This window comes from Amycolatopsis acididurans (assembly GCF_012328925.1).
GTDB classification, from domain to species: domain Bacteria; phylum Actinomycetota; class Actinomycetes; order Mycobacteriales; family Pseudonocardiaceae; genus Amycolatopsis_E; species Amycolatopsis_E acididurans.
Window position 1 is genome coordinate 22,370 of record NZ_JAAXLS010000059.1, and the last position, 17,185, is coordinate 39,554.

Sequence of the window (17,185 nt, forward strand, 5' to 3'; positions counted from 1 at the left end):
GCCGCGTCGCTACCATCAAGCTGTCCTGACTGGACAGCGGATGGCGGGAACCAGAAAGAGGGTCGCGGTGCGGGATAAGCGGACGATCCAACTCGCCCCGGGCGACGCTCGGCACCGTCGTTCGGCGTTGGCCGGCAAGGCCGTGATCCTCGTCGTCGCGGCGCTGGTGGTAACGGGCACGGGATACGGCTGGCTGCAGTTGCACACGTTGACAGCGGGCCTGCGCACGTCGGATGCGCTGGCGGGCGAGGCGGGCTCGGCACACGGCGACACCAACATCCTGATCATGGGGCTGGACTCGCGGCTGGATGAGACCGGGCATCCGCTCCCGCAGGACATCTACAACGCGCTGCATGCCGGGGACGAGCAGGACGGCGGTTACAACTCCAACGTGCTGATGCTGCTGCACGTGCCCGGCGACGGCGGCCGGGCGACCGCGATGTCGATTCCTCGGGACGATTACGCGGATCTGGCGGGCTGCCCTGACGGGGTGTGCAAGGGCAAGATCAAGCAGGCTTACGGATTCGCCTTCGATGCCAAGTCCAAGCAACTCGCGGCGCAGGGAGCGACGGACCAGGCGCAGCGAGAGCAGCTGTCCCGCGACGCCGGCCGCAAAGCCGAGATCGACACCGTCCGCCAGTTCCTCGGTGGCGTGCCGGTCGACCATTTCGTCGAGGTCACACTGGTCGCGTTCTTTCAGATCGCGCAGGTGGTCCAGCCGATCACGGTCTGCGTGGCGGAGGACACTCAGGACAGTTATTCCGGCGCGAACTTCCACAAAGGACAGCAGCAGATCAATGCCGAGCAGGCGGTGGCGTTCGTGCGGCAACGCCGCGACTATGTGCACCCCGCGTTGAACTTCACCGATCTGGACCGGGCGCGCCGGCAGCAGGCCTTCATCGTTTCCCTGGCCTACCAGCTCAAGCAAGGTGGTACGTTCGCCAATCCCGCGCAGCTGCAGCGGATCATGGACGTGGCCAAGCAGAACACCGCCCTGGATTCCCATTTGGACCTGCTGTCCTTCGCCCGCCAGGCGTCGAATCTGACCGGCGGCAACGTCACCTTCGTGACCTTGCCGATCGACCATTTCGGCAAGGACCCGAGCGGTGAGGACGTCAACTTCGTCAATCTGCCACAGATCCACTCGATCGTCGCCCAGTTGATCGGCGCCCCGCCCACGGCACCGGCGCAGCCGTCTGTGACGGTGAAGGCGGGGACGGTGTCCATTGTGAACGCCACCAGCCGGGACGGGCTCGCCGCGCAGACCCAGCGATTGCTGACCGGCCGGGGATTCACCGTGGGCAGCGTGGGCACCGACACGCGGCATCTCGCTGCCTCGACAATCTTCTACGGCGGCGGCGCGGCCGACACCGCGAACGCGCTCGCCGCGGCGCTGGGTGGCGGGATCACGGTCTCCCGGTCCGCCGAACTGGCGGCCGGGCACATCCAGTTGATCCTGGGCAGCGATTTCCGCCTGCCCGCTACCGGTGGTGGTGGCGACCCTGGTGGCGCGGCGCGAACCACCAGCAGCAGTTCCAGTCCGACGAGCACACCGCCGTCATCGGCCGACAGCGGTGAGGATGCCGGGCTGGGCGGCATCAGCGGCGGAGGCATTCCCTGCGTCAAATAGCCCGACAGCCCGTGCCCCCGGGCGGCGGTGTCGGCAGCGCCGGCGAAGTGGTGTGATCGTCCGAGGCGTTCGGTGGTGGGAAAGGGACACGGGTGGCGACGTGGCGGGATCTGGTGGCGTTCGTCCGGCACGGCTACGAGGTGATCCGCTTCGAGCCGGACGAGGTGCGGGTGCGGGTGCGGGTGCATTTCGCGGCTGTGGACGTGGATGACGACGAGCGGGTGCAGACCGTGGTGCTCGCCCGGGAAGTGCTGGACCGGCGGGAAGAATGGGTGCAGATCGCGACCCCGTTCGCCCGCGTCGGCCAGGTCGACCTCCAGGCGGTACTGGAGGAGGTCGGGGCCACCACGGTGGTCGGCGGCGTGGTCATCATGGGCGATTACCTCGTGCTGCGGCACTCCCTGCCGTTGATCCACCTCGACCTCAACGAATTCACCGACCCGGTCGAACTGGTCGCCACCGCCGCCGACGACCTGGAACAACGCTTCACCGGCCACGATGATTACTGACATGCCCGCGGCTACGCTGGTCTGCGAGCGAGCGCTCGAGAAAGCGGAGGACCGGGGCCGTGTTGGAATTCAGCTGGACGCACATCCTGATTCTCGTCGTCGCAGGACTGTTCATCCTCGGCCCGGAACGGCTGCCCCAGGCCGCGGCGTGGTTGGGCAAGACCGTGCGCCAGGTACGGGAGTTCGTCAGCGGCGCCCAGCAACAATTGCGCGACGAGATGGGCGACGAGTTCGAGGAATTCCGGAAACCCCTGCAGGACCTACGTGAACTCCGCAGCTTCGACCCCAGGCGTGCCCTCACTGCGCACCTGTTCGACGGTGACACCGACCCGCTCGACCTGACCGGCACCGGCATCACACCTGCCACCAACGGCCACACCGCCCCACGGGACCGGCTCGCACCCGGGCAGCCGCCCCCGACCGACCCGGACGCCACCTGAGAACACAGTGCCTCCCGCGGGGCCGGCTGCGGTCGCCGCGGTCGCGAGGATCGCTCGCACGAACCGAATATATCCGGCCTCTGCGCGTGCCCGGTTGCTGGAAGCGAGGTAGGCGCGGAGGACTCCTCCGCTCGGTCCCGGCGGCAGGTTCGACCGGGGAGCCCTGCACGCGGTGGTTCAGCTGCGGTTAGGGCGCACCGGCCCGGAGGAGTCTGATGACGAGGCCGGCCAGCTGGTCGGCCTGGTCGCAGGGATCGCTGGCTCGGGGCTCGGGTGTGGTTGTCGCGGTAAGGGCGAGGCTTTGGTGTGGCGCGGGTTCGACCGTCACGGTGCAAGTCTGCGGTGCTGTCGGTTGCTCGACGTTCGCGGCGGGGTATCCGGAAACGACGGTCGGTGCGTAGTGTGCGATCTGTTCGGGGTGTGGGTACTTGTCGCGGAGCCCTGTGGTCGGGTCGACGGCCGCCACGGCCGAGGCGTGGTGCGCGTCGGCGGCGGCCCAAGCGCAGGAGGACGTTCCGGTGACGGTGGTTCGCACTGTTCCGGGGGGAGCGAGTCCCGCGTGCGCGGCCGGGTCCGGGGGCAGCAGAGCGCAGGGCCTGGTGGCGAATTCGCTGATGTCGACCGGGTCGGGTCCCGCAGTCGGCGCCGGCGGTCGAGCCGATCTGGTGGAGCAGCCCGCCAGCATGCTCGCGGCAATCGCGACGACCGCACACGATGCCGAGACACGGTGACGGCGAAGAAACGCTCGTCGTTCGCGGATCACGCGATGGCCGGTCATGGGGCGAAGCTCCGTCCGATCTGCGCGGGTTCGGAAGTGTCATTTAACCAGCCACGTGGGGCACGTGGGCTGTGGTCGGCCCGGAATTTCTGTGCGACGTCGGTCGTGGCGATGGAGTTGCGCAGGCATGCCATCCGCCGGGGCGGAGATCAGCGGCGAGCGCTGCAGGATCGGCGGTCGGTTGGGGCGTGCTGGTCGTCACGTTGGCCCGGTCAGGCCTCGTAGCCTAACCTTGGGGAGGTTTGACAGGCACCTCGTTAGGTGAGGCTCCTGTCCGGACACAGGCCACTGATCTGACGACGTCGAGAGACGCCCAAGGTCAGGACAGGTTTCCCCGGGCTAAGGGGTAACCCTAAGTGGCTTCCCCCACGAGGTGGGACACGCCGGGCAGTGCCAAAGCTCTTACGAGATGTGGGGTGCGCCGCTCTGCCTGGGCGGGGCCGGTCATCTGAGTTCAGGAAGCAGGCGCCAGCGAGCGCCCCGGACCGGGTGGAGGTGAGGACAGTGCCAAGCAGTAGTCCGGGTCGAAGTCGACCCCATTTCCGCATCTCCTTCCCTTTGTCCGCACCGTTTCCCGGCATTCGGTAGTCCTCAGCCTGCATTGACGCGCCACCCGCCCGTAGCGGGGCGGGCTGTGCCCATGCGCTGGTGACCGGGTACTGCCGTGTGCCCTGGCTCGCCCCCGTCGTGGGGTGAAGAGGGGTGGTTTCCATGACCGCCGTACTGGACACCGAGCACGTCGGTGACATCAAGGGTGCGTTGGGCACCATTCGCGTCGATGACATCGCCCCGCGTCGCGGGATGTCGGCGAAGCTGAAGACGCTGCTGGCGATCGTCGGCCCCGGTCTGATCGTGATGGTGGGCGACAACGACGCGGGCGCGTTCGCCACCTACGGCCAGGCCGGGCAGAACTACGGCACCCACCTGCTGTGGACCCTGCTGCTGCTGGTGCCGGTGCTGTACGTGAACCAGGAGATGGTGCTGCGTCTGGGTGCGGTCACCGGTGTGGGGCACGCGCGGTTGATCCTGGAACGGTTCGGCAAGTTCTGGGGCGCATTCAGTGTGATCGACCTGTTCCTGCTCAACGCGCTGACCCTGGTCACCGAGTTCATCGGCATCACCATGGCCGTCGGATATCTCGGGCTGCCCAAGATCCCGTCGGTGATCCTCGCCGCCGCCGTGATCATGGCCGCGGCATTCACCGGCTCGTTTCGCCGGTTCGAACGCATCGCCGTGTTCTTCTGCGCCGGGTCACTGCTGTTGATCCCGATCTACCTGGCGGCGCACCCGCCGGTCGGTGAGATGGCGCGTGGCTTCGTGGTGCCGTCGCTACCAGGTGGCTCGTCCGGGATGGCGACGCTGATGCTGCTGGTGATCGGGATCGTGGGTACCACGGTGGCGCCGTGGCAGTTGTTCTTCCAGCAGTCCTACATCATCGACAAGCGCATCACCCCACGGTTCATGCGGTATGAGAAGGCCGACCTGTGGATCGGCATCGTCATCGTCGTGGTCGGCGCGGCGGCGATCATGGGGTTCACTACGGCCGTGTTCGCGGGAACGGAGGGCTTCGGGAACTTCACCGACAGCACTGGCATCGCGGGCGGGCTGGAGGCCTACGCGGGCCGGACGGTCGGCGCGCTGTTCGCGGTCGCCCTCCTGGATGCCTCGATTATCGGCGCGTTCGCCGTCTCGCTGTCGTCGGCCTACGCGCTGGGTGATGTGCTGGGGCTGAAGCACTCGCTGCACCGTGATTTCAGGCAGGCCAAGGGCTTCTACGCCGTGTACGCCGGCCTCATCGCGCTGGCGGCGACGGTTGTGCTGATCCCGGGTTCCCCGCTCGGGTTAATCACCGAGGGGGTGCAGACCCTCGCGGGGGTGTTGCTGCCCTCCGCGACGGTGTTTCTGCTGTTGCTGTGCAACGACAAGCAGGTGCTCGGCCCGTGGGTCAATGGCCGCGCCACCAACGTTTTTGCCTCCCTCGTCGTCGGCATCCTGGTGACCCTGTCGATCGTGCTGACCGCGGCGGTGCTGTTCCCGGACATCACCGCCGGCCAGATCCTCGTGATCGCCGCCATCTGCGCTGCGGCGGGCGTGCCGGCCGCCGGGTACGCGCTGCTGCGTCGTCGTGGTCGTGCTCCCGCGCCCGTCGACCGCGCCGGCCGCGAGGGGTGGCGGATGCCGCCACTGGCCACGCTGACCCGCCCCGTGATGTCCACCGGCCGCAAGATCGGCATGGGTGCGCTGCGCACCTACCTGGCGGTGGCGATGATCCTGGTCATCGTCAAGGTCGTGCAGACCGTGCTCGGCGCCTGACCGTCACCGGCCGGACAGCATCTCGCTACCTGGGCGCCCTCGGCCGGCCGTGCTCGCGCGGCAGCGTGGCTCCCGCCGGATCAGGGCGCCAGAACTCGGGCGCCACAGCCCAGATCGGTCCGGGTTGGGAAGACGTCGATGCAGACATTGAGCGCCGCCGACTTCGCGCTACGCCTGGGTGTCGGGCTCGGGCGCGGTGCGGCGATCGGGATCGAGCGGCAGTGGCGTGCCCGGATGGCCGGGTTGCGCACCAACGCCCTGGTCGCGGCTGGGGCCACGCTGTTCGTGCTGTACTCGGTCGCCGCGGGGGATGTGGGCAGCCCGACCCGGGTGGCCTCCTACGTGGTGTCCGGAATCGGGTTCCTCGGCGGCGGAGTGATCCTGCGGGACGGGTTCAACGTGCGCGGCTTGAATACCGCCGCGACCTTGTGGTGCTCGGCCGCCGTAGGGGGCCTGGCCGCCTCGGGGCAGTTGGTGTTCGCGCTGATCGCGACCGCGACCGTGCTCGCGGTGCATTTGCTGGGCCGCCCGTTGGGCCGGCTGATCGACCACGACAATCCCGCCGAGGAAGACGAAGACCTGCAACCCTGTCGACTGGACCTGACCTGCCGGCGCAAGTCCGAACACCATATCCGCGCCATGATCGTGCAGCACACCAGCGGCCACGAGATGATCCTGCGCGGCATCCGCACCACCCGCGACACCACCGCTAACAGCGGCGATGTGCAACTGTCGGCGCTGCTGCTGCTCGACGGTGACGCGGCCAGCCGACTGGAACAACTCGTCGCGCGACTGTCCCTGGAGCCAGGCATTCACGAAGTCCACTGGCAGACGGCGGACGACCCCGACGTCGCCCTGCGCCGACCCGAGCCGGACCCAGCCGGCAGTTCGGCCGAGAGCTGAGTGCCGCAGCTCTGACTCGCACGAAGCGCAGGACCGGAGCAACAGCGAGGAGGTGGTCACAGCGACCCACGAGGATGATCATGCCGGCAGAGCCCGACCCACAACGGCCGATGTCGATGACCGCCGCGCTCGGCTACCAGGCACCTCGACCAGGAGCACACCCAGTGCCGCCGGGCGGGGCGATATCCATCACGAACCTGACCGACCGGGCGAGGTGCCGCTGGCGAATCCCGGCAGCAGCGCTGGTCAGCGGCGGCGCCCGGGCCTCAACATCTACTACGCGGCTACGGCCTGGTCCCGGTCGTCCGCCTCACCGTCCGGGGCACGCAAGACCGGTCGGCCCCGTTCTACGAGGCCGTCGAACGAGTTTGCCGATGCCGAGGCGGCGGTGTTGTTCACCGCCTTCTCACGTGTTCATCATGGACCCAGCACGCCGGATCGGACCCGCACGCTCAACCTTGCTGACGACCAAAGCCGCGCGATCGTCACTTACCTGCGACCGTAACCGAGTGGTCAACTCCTAGCGCGAAAGGCACCTCCATGGCGAGCTCACCGTCCTCATCGGCGCCGTTTCCTGACGAGCCGGGTTCACAGCACGAACATGGCAGCGACCTGGTCCATCTCTCGGAGTTGCTGAAACGGCCCGTTGCCGACCGGCACGGCGAGAGCCTTGGTCGGCTGTCCGATGTCATCGCACGCCTGCGCGGTCACGACTACCCGCTGGTCAGCGGACTGGTGGTCGCGGTCGGTGGCCGGGAGGTGTTCGTCCCGGTCGACCAGGTCCGCTCCTTCGACGCCGATCCGCTCGTCCTGGCCAGCGCCCGCGTGAACCTGCGGCAATTCGAACGCCGCGACGGCGAGGTCCTGCTGCGTTCCGACGTGCTCGGGCACCGGCTGATCGACGTCGCTAACGCCCGCCTCGTGCGGGCCAGCGACGTGGAACTGCGCCGCGAGAACGGTCGGTGGCTGTGTCATGCCATTGATACCCACCGCAACCGACGGTTCTTCGGGCTGTTCGGTGCGCGCGTGGAGGAACACCCCAACCAGGATTGGCGTGCGTTCGAGCCGTTGATCGGGCACGCCCGCAGTGCAGCGCTGCGCGGGGCTGTGGCCAGGGTGCGGGGACTCAAACCCGCCCAGATCGCCGACCTGATCGAAGAAGCGTCGAACGAGGAGGGTGCAGAGCTTCTGCATCGCGTGCACCAGGATCCGGAACTGGAAGCCGACGTCTTCGAGGAACTCGACGACGACCTGCAGTCGCGGCTACTCGGCGCGCGGACCAACGCCGAGATCGCCGACGTGCTGACCCGGATGCGCGCAGATGACGCGGCCGACGCGATCGGCGAACTACCGCAATCCCGCCGCCAGCCCATCCTCGACCTACTGCCCGCCGGGGTCCGCACCAAGGTCATCACGCTGATGGGGTTCAACCCGACCAGCGCGGGCGGCTTGATGGGCGTCGAATTCGTCACGGTGCCCGCCGACGGCACCGCCGCGACCGGGCTCGATGCCGTCCGCGGGGCGACGGGCCTGCAACCCGAGGCACTGACCAGTGTGTATCTGGTCAGCAGGAAGGGGCGGCTCAAGGGCGTGATCCGGCTGGCCACCCTGGTCCAAGCCGAACCGGCCGCCCCGCTGCGCGGGCTGGCCGATACCGACCCGATTCGAGTGCACCCGGACGCGGACATCACCGACGTAGCCCTGCTGATGGCCGACTACAACCTGCTCACTCTGCCGGTCGTGGACGACCATGGACGGCCTCTGGGCGTGGTCACCGTGGACGACGTGTTGGAAGCGACGTTGCCCGAGGACTGGTGGCGCCGCGAACCCGCACCACCGCACGACATCGTGGGTGCGACCAATGCCGCCGATGACGACGAAGGTCCCGATGCTGACACGCGGGCCACAGGGGCTGGAGGACGGACACCATGAGCGAGCCCACTCCCGCTCGACCCCGGGCTGGCGCGAAGGGCAGTGCTCCCCGGCGCGATTCGGCCGAACGCCTCCCTCGTCCGGTAGCGGCCAAGGGCGGCGCGGTGCTGGACTCCGCGCACGTCGGCGACATCAAGGGTGCGCTGGGCAGCGTCCGGCTGGAAGACTCCGATCAGCAACGGACACTGAAGCGACGGCTGGTCACCTTCCTGGCGATCATGGGGCCCGGTTTGATCGTGATGGTCGGCGACAACGACGCGGGCGGTATCTCTACCTACGCCCAGGCCGGCCAGAACTACGGCTACAGTCTGCTGTGGACATTGCTGCTGCTGATACCGGTGCTGATCGTCAACCAGGAAATGGTGGTCCGGCTCGGCGCGGTCACCGGTGTCGGACACGCGCGACTGATCAACGAACGGTTTGGCCGGTTCTGGGGCTGGTTCTCGGTCGGAGATCTGTTCCTGCTGAACTTCCTCACCATCGTCACCGAATTCATCGGCGTCTCGCTGGCGCTGAGCTACTTCGGTGTCAGCAAATACGTTTCCGTACCGGTCACTGCGGTCGTCTTGGTCGTGATCACCGCGTCGGGCAGCTTCCGGCGCTGGGAGCGGGCGATGTTCGCGTTCATCGCGGCCAGCCTGCTGATCATCCCTTTGACGATCCTGTCCCACCCGCACTGGAACGAGGTCGGGGTTCACTTCTTCGTGCCCGGCGTCCAAGGCGGGGTGTCCTCCGACGCTGTGCTGCTGATCATCGCGATCGTGGGGACCACCGTCGCGCCGTGGCAGCTGTTCTTCCAGCAGTCCAACATCATCGACAAGCGCATTACACCTCGGTTCATCAAATACGAGCGCGCGGACACCGTGGTCGGATCGCTCGTGGTGGTCCTCGGTGCCGCCGCGCTGATGGTGGTCGCCGACTTCGCGGTGCGCGGCACGACCCTGATCGGGCAGTTCACCGACGCGCTGGGGGTTGCCGACGCGCTGTCACAGCATGCGTATGTGCTGGGTGCGTTGTTCGCGATCGTGCTGTTCGTCGCCTCGATCATCGGTGCCGCTGCGGTGACTCTCGCCACCAGCTATGCCTTTGGTGACATGTTCAACCTGCGGCACTCGCTACACCGCAGCTTCTCCGACGCCAAAGCCTTCTACGGCAGCTACGCCGCGCTAGTATTACTCGCCGCCGCGATCGTGCTCATCCCGAACGCCCCGCTCGGGTTGATCACCACGAGCGTGCAGGCGCTCGCGGGGCTCCTGCTGCCTTCGGCGTCGGTCTTCCTTCTGTTGCTGTGCAACGACCCGGAGGTCCTCGGCCCCTGGATCAACCCGCGCTGGCTCAACATCGTGGCCAGCGTGATCATCGCGGTGCTGCTGATGCTCTCCGGCGTCCTGGTCGCCACTACGCTGTTCCCGTCGGTGAACACGACCCAGGTCACCATCTGGCTGGCCGGTGTCCTGCTGATCGGGCTCGTCGCGGTCGGCGTCGGACTGCATATCGCACGGCGACGCCGGGGCGAACCAGCAAGCCCGCAAGCCGTGCCGAGTCAGGAAGAACGCCTGCATTGGCGAATGCCGCCACTGGCACTGCTCAAACCGGTCACCTGGTCACCGGGCATCAAACTCGGCATGAGTCTGCTTCGCGGCTACCTCGTCATCGCCGCGATCCTCCTGATCGTCAAAGCCATCCAACTGTCCACCGGCTGACGCTGTGGCGAGTATCGTCCGGGTTGCTGATGCACCGACGACGTGTCCCGGACGAGGGCGTTAGTTCCCCGAAGGTGAGTACGTGCCGGGGACGGGTGGTTCAGCCAGCTCGCGATACCGGCCTTGCTCGGCTAGGCGGAATGCGGCTTCGTGATGGGGAATAGGTCGCTACCGTGGCTGTTCGAAGTGGTCAGTGCGGCCCGCCCGGGTGGCTGTCGGTCTGTTCGTCGTGGTCGCCGGCCGCTATCGAGAATGTGGTAGGCGGGATCGCGCAGGACGAGAGGCTGGCCCGTCGCAGCGAGGTGGACGCGTCCGGTGAGGCGCAGGCGCTGGCCGGCTTCGAGATCGGGGTGGGCGTCGTGGAATTCGACGGTGAGCGTTCCGGAGCTGTCGACGAGCTGCCCGGCCAGGATGGCTCTGGAGTCACGGGTTGTCGGTCAGGGCTATTTCGTGTAGTCGGCCGTCGACAGTGGCGTCGGTGCCGGGCTGCAGGGCGGCGATGGGTGTGCTGCCGGGTTCCGACTTGGGCTGGTCGTGGATGGTCCGGGGATCGTCGTTGTGAGGTGCGCCGATGCGGGTGAGAAACCGTTCGAGGACCGTGGTGATGCGTTCCTCGGGCAGGTTCGGGGTCAGCGCGCGGATCCGGGTCTGCACGTCGTAGGGCACGATCGTCGCGGCGGCCTGTGGGATCCGGCTGACAACCCGGGCGATGCGGTCGGCGGTGCGGTCGTGCAGCAGCCGGCCGAGCAGCGGCGCGTAGCTGCGCCGGGGAAGGAGCACGGTGATACCGGTCCTGGGCGCGTCGGTGATGGCCTTCTGGACGAGGTCGTACGCGGCGCGCGCGATCCGCCGGTCGGGGACGTCGATGAGCCGCAACGTCGTGTTCATGCCGAGTTCTGCCCAGCGGGCGCGGAGCCGTTCGGCGGCCTGGGCGTCGATGACGAAGTGGACGGCGATCACCTTGTCCGGGCGGAGGCTGCTGCCGTAGCGCAGGGCTTCTATGACCGCCAGGTCGACGGTGTTGACCAGGACCAGCACCTGGTGGTGGGCATATCGGGTGGGATTGGCGCCGAGGGCCGTGGTCTGCTCGAGCACCGCGGCCTCCGCGCGGTATTCGCGGTTCAGGCGGATCAGGACGAATACGAGCATGGGGAAGACCACGACGACCAGCCAGGCGCCCTCGGTGAACTTGGCGACGGCGAAGATCGCCACGACCACGGTGGACAGGATGCCCGCAGCCAGGTTGATAGCGAGTTTGCGCCGCCAGCGGCGTTCGCGAAGCCGCAGGTGGTGTTTGGTCATGCCATAGCCGGCCATGGCGAATCCGGTGAACACCCCGATCGCGTAGAAGGGCACCAGCGCGGTGACCGTGCCGCCGGAGAACAGCAGAAGTGCCACGGCCAGGATGGTGAGCACGAGGATGCCGTTGGAGAAGACCAGCCGGTGGCCGCGGGTGGTCAGCTGCCGGGGCAGGAACCTGTCGCTGGCGACGAAGCTGGCGAGGAACGGGAAGCCGTTGAAGCTGGTGTTGGCCCCGGTGTAGAGGATCAGGGCGGTCGCGGTCTGGATGGCGGCGAACATCACCTGCCCGAGCGTGCCGTGGCCGAATACCGCGCGGGCTTCCTGCGACACCACCGACGGGTAGCCGCTCTCGTACGGCGTCGCGTGGGTGAAGTACGCCAGTAGCGACACCCCGCCCACCAGGAAGCCGAGGATGGTGGCCATGGTGACCAGGACCTTGCGGGCGTTGGGGCCGCGGGGACTGCGGAAGGCCGACACGGTATTGGAGATCGCTTCGACGCCGGTGAGCGAGGACCCGCCGTTGGCGAACGCGCGCAGCAGCACCAGGATCGTGGCACCCTCCACGAGGCCGGAGCCCTGCTGCACTGGCACCGCCCCGGGCAGGAGGGACGCGTCGTAGGTCAGCAACCCGACCGTAGCGGCTTTGATCACCCCGACCACGATCATCGCGACCAGTAGTACCGAGAACAGGTAGGTCGGCACCGCGAACGGGCGCCCGGCCTCACGCAGGCCCCGGAGATTGGCGTAGCAGAGCACGACGACCATGCCGATCGTGATCTCAAGGCTGTAGGGACCCAGCGAGGGTATCGCGGACACCACGGCCACCGTGCCCGCCGATGTTTGCACGGCGACTGTGACGACGTAGTCGATCAGCAGCGCCGCTGCGGCGACCTGTGCGACCCGCGGCCCGAAGTTCTCGCGAGCCACGACGTACGACCCGCCCGCGCGGGTGTAGGCCATCACGACCTGTCGGTACGACGCGGCGACCAGAACCAGGATCACCAGGATCACTCCGGTGATCGGCAGCACGAGGCTGAACGCCGCGAGCCCGGCATAGGGCAGCAATTCCACCAGGATCTGCTCGGTGCCGTATGCCGACGACGAGATCGCGTCGGGGGACAAGACGCCCAACGCAGTCGTATTCGACAGCCGTTCCTGCGTCAACTGGGCGGTGATGAGGGGCTTGCCCAGGAACAGGCGTTTGATCGCGTAGCCGAGCGCGCCCGGCTCCAGCCGGCGCACCGGTTCTTCGCTGTCTGTCACCGGATCAGCATGACAAGGCCCGGCCACATCCACACGCCCGGGGGACGCACCAATTCGAGGTTGAACCGGTGGTGTTCAAGCGGGGCTTCGCGCTGCCCGTAGCCATCATGACCGCATCAAAAGGCGCGCAAATATCGTTAAGAATTTGTCAAGAAAATCGCCTTGGAGATAGCTATTTCGTCAGGCTGCATGAAACGCCCGGTATAGGTGTCGACCGTCCACGTATTGACACGCGGCAGACCAGCGCGCCAGGAGCTTGATGGCCGACGAACGTCTCGCACTCTGGGTCGCGGTGGCGGCGTGTCCCGGCGCCGCGGAGGCCCTCGATGCCCTCGCCGACGGACCTCGTTCGTTTCTGGAAATCCGTCGGAGGATGCCGGTGTCGCGGCGCGAGCTCTGGCGCGCACTGCGGACGCTTGCGGTTGAAGGAGCACTCATCCGCTGTGAGCCGGGCAGCTGGGATGGTGGCGCGCGCCGGTCGACCTTCGTGCTCACCGCCGGGGGACACCACTTGAGGCGTGAACTGGCCAGTCTGGAGGTGTGGGTTGCCGTGTACGAGCACTTTCTTCATCGTCCCCCCAGGCCCTGAGCCGGACAGCGCCTGCGTCGAACACAACGCCTCCGGGACATCCTTCGGGCGGCGCGCTGCGGCGCAACCGAACGCCGAATCGGTCAAGCAGGGCTCGTTGCTGTTGTCGGGGTGCGATGTCGGTGGAGGTGTCGGCGTTCGATTTTGTGAATGTGTGTAGCGGTGGTGGTGCTCAGGCCAAGCGGTGTCGCGAAGAGTGGCCGGCGCGGTATCGATGGCTCTGGGTGAATACGTGTCTGTCAGCAGCCAGCGCGATATGGAGACGGCGCAGCTGTCGCAGGAACAACAGGAGTGGCCGAGAACCCCGGGCGGGAGCTGGCCGAACTCGCCGGCATCTATAGGGACAAGGGGCTTTCGGACGAACTCGCGGACGCCGTGGCACGGGAACAGACCGCGCACGATTCGCTGGCCGCACATCTGGATGCCGAACTCAACATGCGCCCAGGCGAGCTGGCCAAACCTGTGCAAGCGGCCGCGGCATCGGCGTTGTCGTTCACGCTAGGTGCGATCTTGCCCATAGCGGCGATCCTGCTACCGCCACCGGGGTGGCGGGTTTGGGTGACATTCGCGGTGGTGCTGCTGGCGCTGGCGCTCGCGGGGGCAGTCAGCGCCCGTATCGGCGGCAGCAAGCCGGGCCGCCCCACGCTGCGGGTCGTGGTGGGCGGCGCGTTAGGTCTGGCGTTCACCTTCGGCATCGGACATCTCGTCGGCGGAGCCGTCGGCTGACCACACTGATGTTGGCCTCACCGCCCAGTTCCCCGGATACTCGGTCGGTACGTGGCATCTCGCCGGTTTGTTGCGATCGAGCAGCTGCGCCGAGTTCGGCCATCCGTGCCCTCACGACCGCTCGATCTGGACGCCATCCAGACGGATCGGGACAGCAACAGCGAAGGTCGCTGTAGGCCTGGCGATAATGGGCACGCTCTCCGAGCGGATCACCGCCCAAGCCGTTTTCGTGGCACACCGCCCGGGCTTCGCCACAACCCCTCGACTGCGGGCCGGCTACGCCGCGGTGTTCGACACCGAACTAGATCACGGCCGACCCGAGCGCCTGCCCCACCCGGAACGCACCGCCACACCGCGATGAAGGCGCGAGAGACGCCGAGGGGTCTCGGTCGCTCACTTAATGCTGACCGCCTGGTTGTGCCGTGTCGGTTGTAGACAGAGGGGTCTTTCCGCGATGACCTGGACGGGGCGAACCGCGCCGCCGCCGCGGTCGGTGGATATCGCTGCACACAGGGAATCTCACCGCTACTCAGCGAGGAAAGTGCCACAGTGGCAGCGAAGTCACTTCTCACTCAGGGCAAAAATTTGGTCCATTCTTTCCTGTATGGACGGTGGGGCCGTTGCGGTTGCGTCGTCGTTTAGGCTCGCGTCTGCTCGGTGGCGCTGCCGGAGCTGCCGAGCGATGGGCTGTCGGTGGCGGAGGCGAGTGGGCGAGCCCGTGAGTGGCCTGTGCGAAGTAGACAGACCGGGTTCGAGTGCCGGTGCTGCGGGGCTTCATCGTGTCCGGGGTACTGTCGAAGACCAGGTCGACCTCCTGGCTGGTGGCACGAACCATGACATGACGGCCGCCTTGGCTCTGGCGGGATTGGCCAGTCTTGCCGATATGACTCAGTTCGACTGTTGCATGATGTGGGCCAGCCGCGCCATTCCCCGCGTATCCGGCGGTGGCAGGCCGGTTCTCGCAAGCGCCTGCGCGGGTGTTGCATGCCGCAGTGTCCGACGATGATACGGCTGTAACCGAACGATCGCCTACTCGACACATTTTGTTTCCAGGCTGGTTCGCCCTGGGGCACGACGATACGGCGGGCATCGCGATGCGCGAGGTCACATTTACTCGACTCCCTGGAGAACCATGTCGAAGTTTACGCACCCGGTTGTGACCGGCCTTGCTGCGATGTCAGCAGTGACGCTGTTCGCGCTGCCGGCCCTGAGTGCCGATGCTCAGCCGGCTGGCCCGGCGGCGGCTCACACGGATAAGCACGTTTTGCTGATTTCGGTCGATGGTATGCACCAGAGTGACCTTGACTGGTACGTCGCCAACCATCCAGACTCGGCGCTTGCGAAGCTGACTCACGGTGGCAGCGAGTACACCGATGCGGCGACGTCCAACCCGTCGGACTCCGACCCGGGTGGCACGGCGCTGATGACCGGCGGTAATCCCAAGTCGACAGGCATCTACTACGACGTCGAGTACAGCCACAAGACCGACGAGCCCGGCGCCACCTGCACCCCGGGCCGGCCGACCACCGGCGGCGATGTCATCTATGACTCGCCGGACGACGCAATGCCCAGTGTCAACGACTTCGTCAACCCGGCGAACGGTACCTTCCCGTCGTTCGACGAGAACGGTTCGATCTTCGCCCACGGCGTCGACACCAACCCGGCCGCCATCCTGAATTTGAAGAACGATGCGTCGTCATTCAACGCTTCGACCTTCCCCGTCGACCCAGCGACCTGCAAGAACATCATGCCGTGGGACTATCTGGGCGATAACTCGATCTTCCAGGTGATCCACAACGCCGGCCTGCGCACCGCATGGTCGGACAAGCACGCCGTGTACATGTCGTTCAACGGCCCGGGCTCCAACGGCCAGAGCATCGACGACTACTTCGGTCCGGAAATCGACTCGCAGGCCGTCATGCCGAACGGTGTTCCATATCCGCAGGACGACGACTGGGCCCACATCGACGCTGCCACGAAACAGTACGACGGTTACAAGGTCCAGGCTATCCTGAATGAAATCGACGGCCGCGATCACTCGGACAAGACCCAGGTCGGCACCCCGGCGATCTTTGGGATGAATTTCCAGACCGTCTCGGTCGCACAGAAGATCCGCTCGACCCCGGCGACGTTGATCGGTCCGGACGCGCATGGCAACTACACCACCAGCGCGCCGCAACCGGGTGGCTACCAGTGGGTCGACGGCCAGCTCGTCCCCGGCCCGGTCCTGTCGAGCGCCCTGGACTACGTTGACGCCCAGCTCGGCAGCATGGTCTCCAAGGTCCGTCAGGACGGCCTCGCGGGCTCGACGACAATCATCGTCACGGCCAAGCACGGCCAGTCGCCGCAGGATCCGAACAAGCTCATCACGGTCCAGGATGGGCCGATCATCAGCGCGATCAACGCTGCCTGGGCGCAGCAGCACCCGAACAACAAGAGCCTGATCGTCGCCGGAACGGACGACGACTTGTGGCAGTCCTACCTGTCGGACAACTCGCAGGCTGCTTGCGACTTCGTCAAGAACTACTTGTGGAACCACACCGCCCAGGGCTACGACGTCAACAAGAAGCCGGTTACCGTGCAGCACTCGGGCCTGACTCAGATCTGGGCCGGCAGCGACGCCGCCAAGTTCTTCGGCGTCTCGGCCGACAACGGCCATTACCCGGACGTCTTCGGCGAGGTCCAGGAAGGCATCGTCTACGCGAAGCCGACCAAGCTCGCCGAGCACGGCGGGATGAACACCGGCGACCGTCACGTCCTGATGGTTGTCAACGGTCCGAGCATTCCGACTCAGGTCGAGAGCACCTCGGTGGAGACCACCCAGGTCGCGCCGACGATCCTCTCGGTTCTGGGCCTCGACCCGGCGTCGCTGACGGCAGTGCGTGCCGAAGGGACGCAGATTCTTCCGGGCCTCGCTGCACCGCGGACAGGTCGTTGACCGAGCGCACGCGGCGCGCCAGCTAGTCGGCAGGGGACTGTAAAACGAGCGGTGTAATTCCCGATCATGGAAGTGCACCTGATGACCGACATGATGTCCGGCGTGGAGAACGCTGAGGACTTGAACCCCGTGTCCGGGCTGGATGGCCTGGACGAGCAG

General features: G+C 66.8%; 11 protein-coding genes, 1 pseudogene and 1 riboswitch. Of the genes and pseudogenes, 10 read left to right on the top strand and 2 right to left on the bottom strand.

Features of this window, described 5'->3' with window-relative positions; translation table 11 throughout:
• Window positions 1-67: 67 nt before the first annotated feature.
• The 3 genes from HFP15_RS37445 to tatB all read left to right on the top strand — a co-directional run bounded on the left by HFP15_RS37445 (window position 68) and on the right by tatB (window position 2,579).
• Window positions 68-1,630, top strand: a complete 1,563-nt coding sequence (locus tag HFP15_RS37445; RefSeq protein ID WP_312871938.1) for an LCP family protein — start codon at window positions 68-70, stop codon at window positions 1,628-1,630.
• Window positions 1,631-1,722: 92 nt separating this feature from the next.
• Entirely contained in the window at window positions 1,723-2,139 is a 417-nt protein-coding gene (locus HFP15_RS37450) for a hypothetical protein (RefSeq protein ID WP_168522486.1), read from the top strand.
• Window positions 2,140-2,198: 59 nt separating this feature from the next.
• Complete coding sequence (tatB, locus tag HFP15_RS37455; RefSeq protein WP_168522488.1) at window positions 2,199-2,579, top strand: Sec-independent protein translocase protein TatB; 381 nt, start codon at window positions 2,199-2,201, stop codon at window positions 2,577-2,579.
• A 187-nt stretch (window positions 2,580-2,766) separates the two neighbouring features.
• Here tatB and HFP15_RS44245 read toward each other — a convergent pair whose 3' ends face one another.
• Window positions 2,767-3,357 carry a DUF3558 family protein gene (locus tag HFP15_RS44245; RefSeq protein WP_168522490.1) on the bottom strand — a complete coding sequence of 197 codons (591 nt, stop codon included), beginning with the start codon at window positions 3,355-3,357 and terminating at the stop codon, window positions 2,767-2,769.
• A gap of 246 nt (window positions 3,358-3,603) precedes the next feature.
• A riboswitch (M-box (ykoK) riboswitch) is annotated at window positions 3,604-3,775 on the top strand.
• A gap of 293 nt (window positions 3,776-4,068) precedes the next feature.
• Between HFP15_RS44245 and HFP15_RS37465 the strand changes: the two genes are divergently transcribed.
• From HFP15_RS37465 to HFP15_RS37480, 4 genes are all read left to right on the top strand, one after another.
• Complete coding sequence (locus HFP15_RS37465; RefSeq protein WP_168522493.1) at window positions 4,069-5,670, top strand: NRAMP family divalent metal transporter; 1,602 nt, start codon at window positions 4,069-4,071, stop codon at window positions 5,668-5,670.
• A gap of 147 nt (window positions 5,671-5,817) precedes the next feature.
• Window positions 5,818-6,573, top strand: a complete 756-nt coding sequence (locus HFP15_RS37470; RefSeq protein ID WP_246272396.1) for an MgtC/SapB family protein — start codon at window positions 5,818-5,820, stop codon at window positions 6,571-6,573.
• Window positions 6,574-7,113: 540 nt separating this feature from the next.
• A complete protein-coding gene (locus tag HFP15_RS37475; RefSeq protein ID WP_168522497.1) occupies window positions 7,114-8,505 on the top strand; it encodes a magnesium transporter MgtE N-terminal domain-containing protein in 1,392 nt (463 codons plus the stop codon).
• Window positions 8,502-10,208 carry an NRAMP family divalent metal transporter gene (locus HFP15_RS37480; protein WP_168522499.1) on the top strand — a complete coding sequence of 569 codons (1,707 nt, stop codon included), beginning with the start codon at window positions 8,502-8,504 and terminating at the stop codon, window positions 10,206-10,208. The genes HFP15_RS37475 and HFP15_RS37480 overlap by 4 nt, the downstream gene beginning before the upstream one ends.
• Window positions 10,209-10,631: 423 nt before the next feature.
• On the opposite strand, the gene HFP15_RS37485 is transcribed toward HFP15_RS37480, so the two are convergent.
• Window positions 10,632-12,773, bottom strand: coding sequence for an APC family permease (locus HFP15_RS37485; protein ID WP_210718394.1), 2,142 nt, complete (start codon window positions 12,771-12,773; stop codon window positions 10,632-10,634).
• Between the two features lie 259 nt (window positions 12,774-13,032).
• On the opposite strand from HFP15_RS37485, the gene HFP15_RS37490 reads away from it, so the two are divergent.
• From HFP15_RS37490 to HFP15_RS37500, 3 genes and pseudogenes are all read left to right on the top strand, one after another.
• The gene (locus HFP15_RS37490) at window positions 13,033-13,362 is read left to right on the top strand and encodes a winged helix-turn-helix transcriptional regulator (protein WP_168522501.1); all 330 of its coding nucleotides are present in this window, start codon (window positions 13,033-13,035) and stop codon (window positions 13,360-13,362) included.
• Between the two features lie 214 nt (window positions 13,363-13,576).
• Window positions 13,577-14,088 (top strand): annotated as a pseudogene (locus HFP15_RS43200) (VIT1/CCC1 transporter family protein).
• 1,183 nt (window positions 14,089-15,271) lie between these two features.
• On the top strand, window positions 15,272-17,026 hold the full coding sequence (locus HFP15_RS37500; protein WP_210718397.1) for an alkaline phosphatase family protein: 1,755 nt from the start codon (window positions 15,272-15,274) through the stop codon (window positions 17,024-17,026).
• Window positions 17,027-17,185: the final 159 nt, after the last annotated feature.

Excerpts from the sequence above, each read along its gene's own strand:
- HFP15_RS44245 (WP_168522490.1), bottom strand. The coding sequence starts at position 3,357 with ATGACCGGCCATCGCGTGATCCGCGAACGACGAGCGTTTCTTCGCCGT.
- HFP15_RS37465 (WP_168522493.1), top strand. The coding sequence starts at position 4,069 with ATGACCGCCGTACTGGACACCGAGCACGTCGGTGACATCAAGGGTGCG.
- HFP15_RS37475 (WP_168522497.1), top strand. The coding sequence starts at position 7,114 with ATGGCGAGCTCACCGTCCTCATCGGCGCCGTTTCCTGACGAGCCGGGT.
- HFP15_RS37480 (WP_168522499.1), top strand. The coding sequence starts at position 8,502 with ATGAGCGAGCCCACTCCCGCTCGACCCCGGGCTGGCGCGAAGGGCAGT.
- HFP15_RS37490 (WP_168522501.1), top strand. The coding sequence starts at position 13,033 with ATGGCCGACGAACGTCTCGCACTCTGGGTCGCGGTGGCGGCGTGTCCC.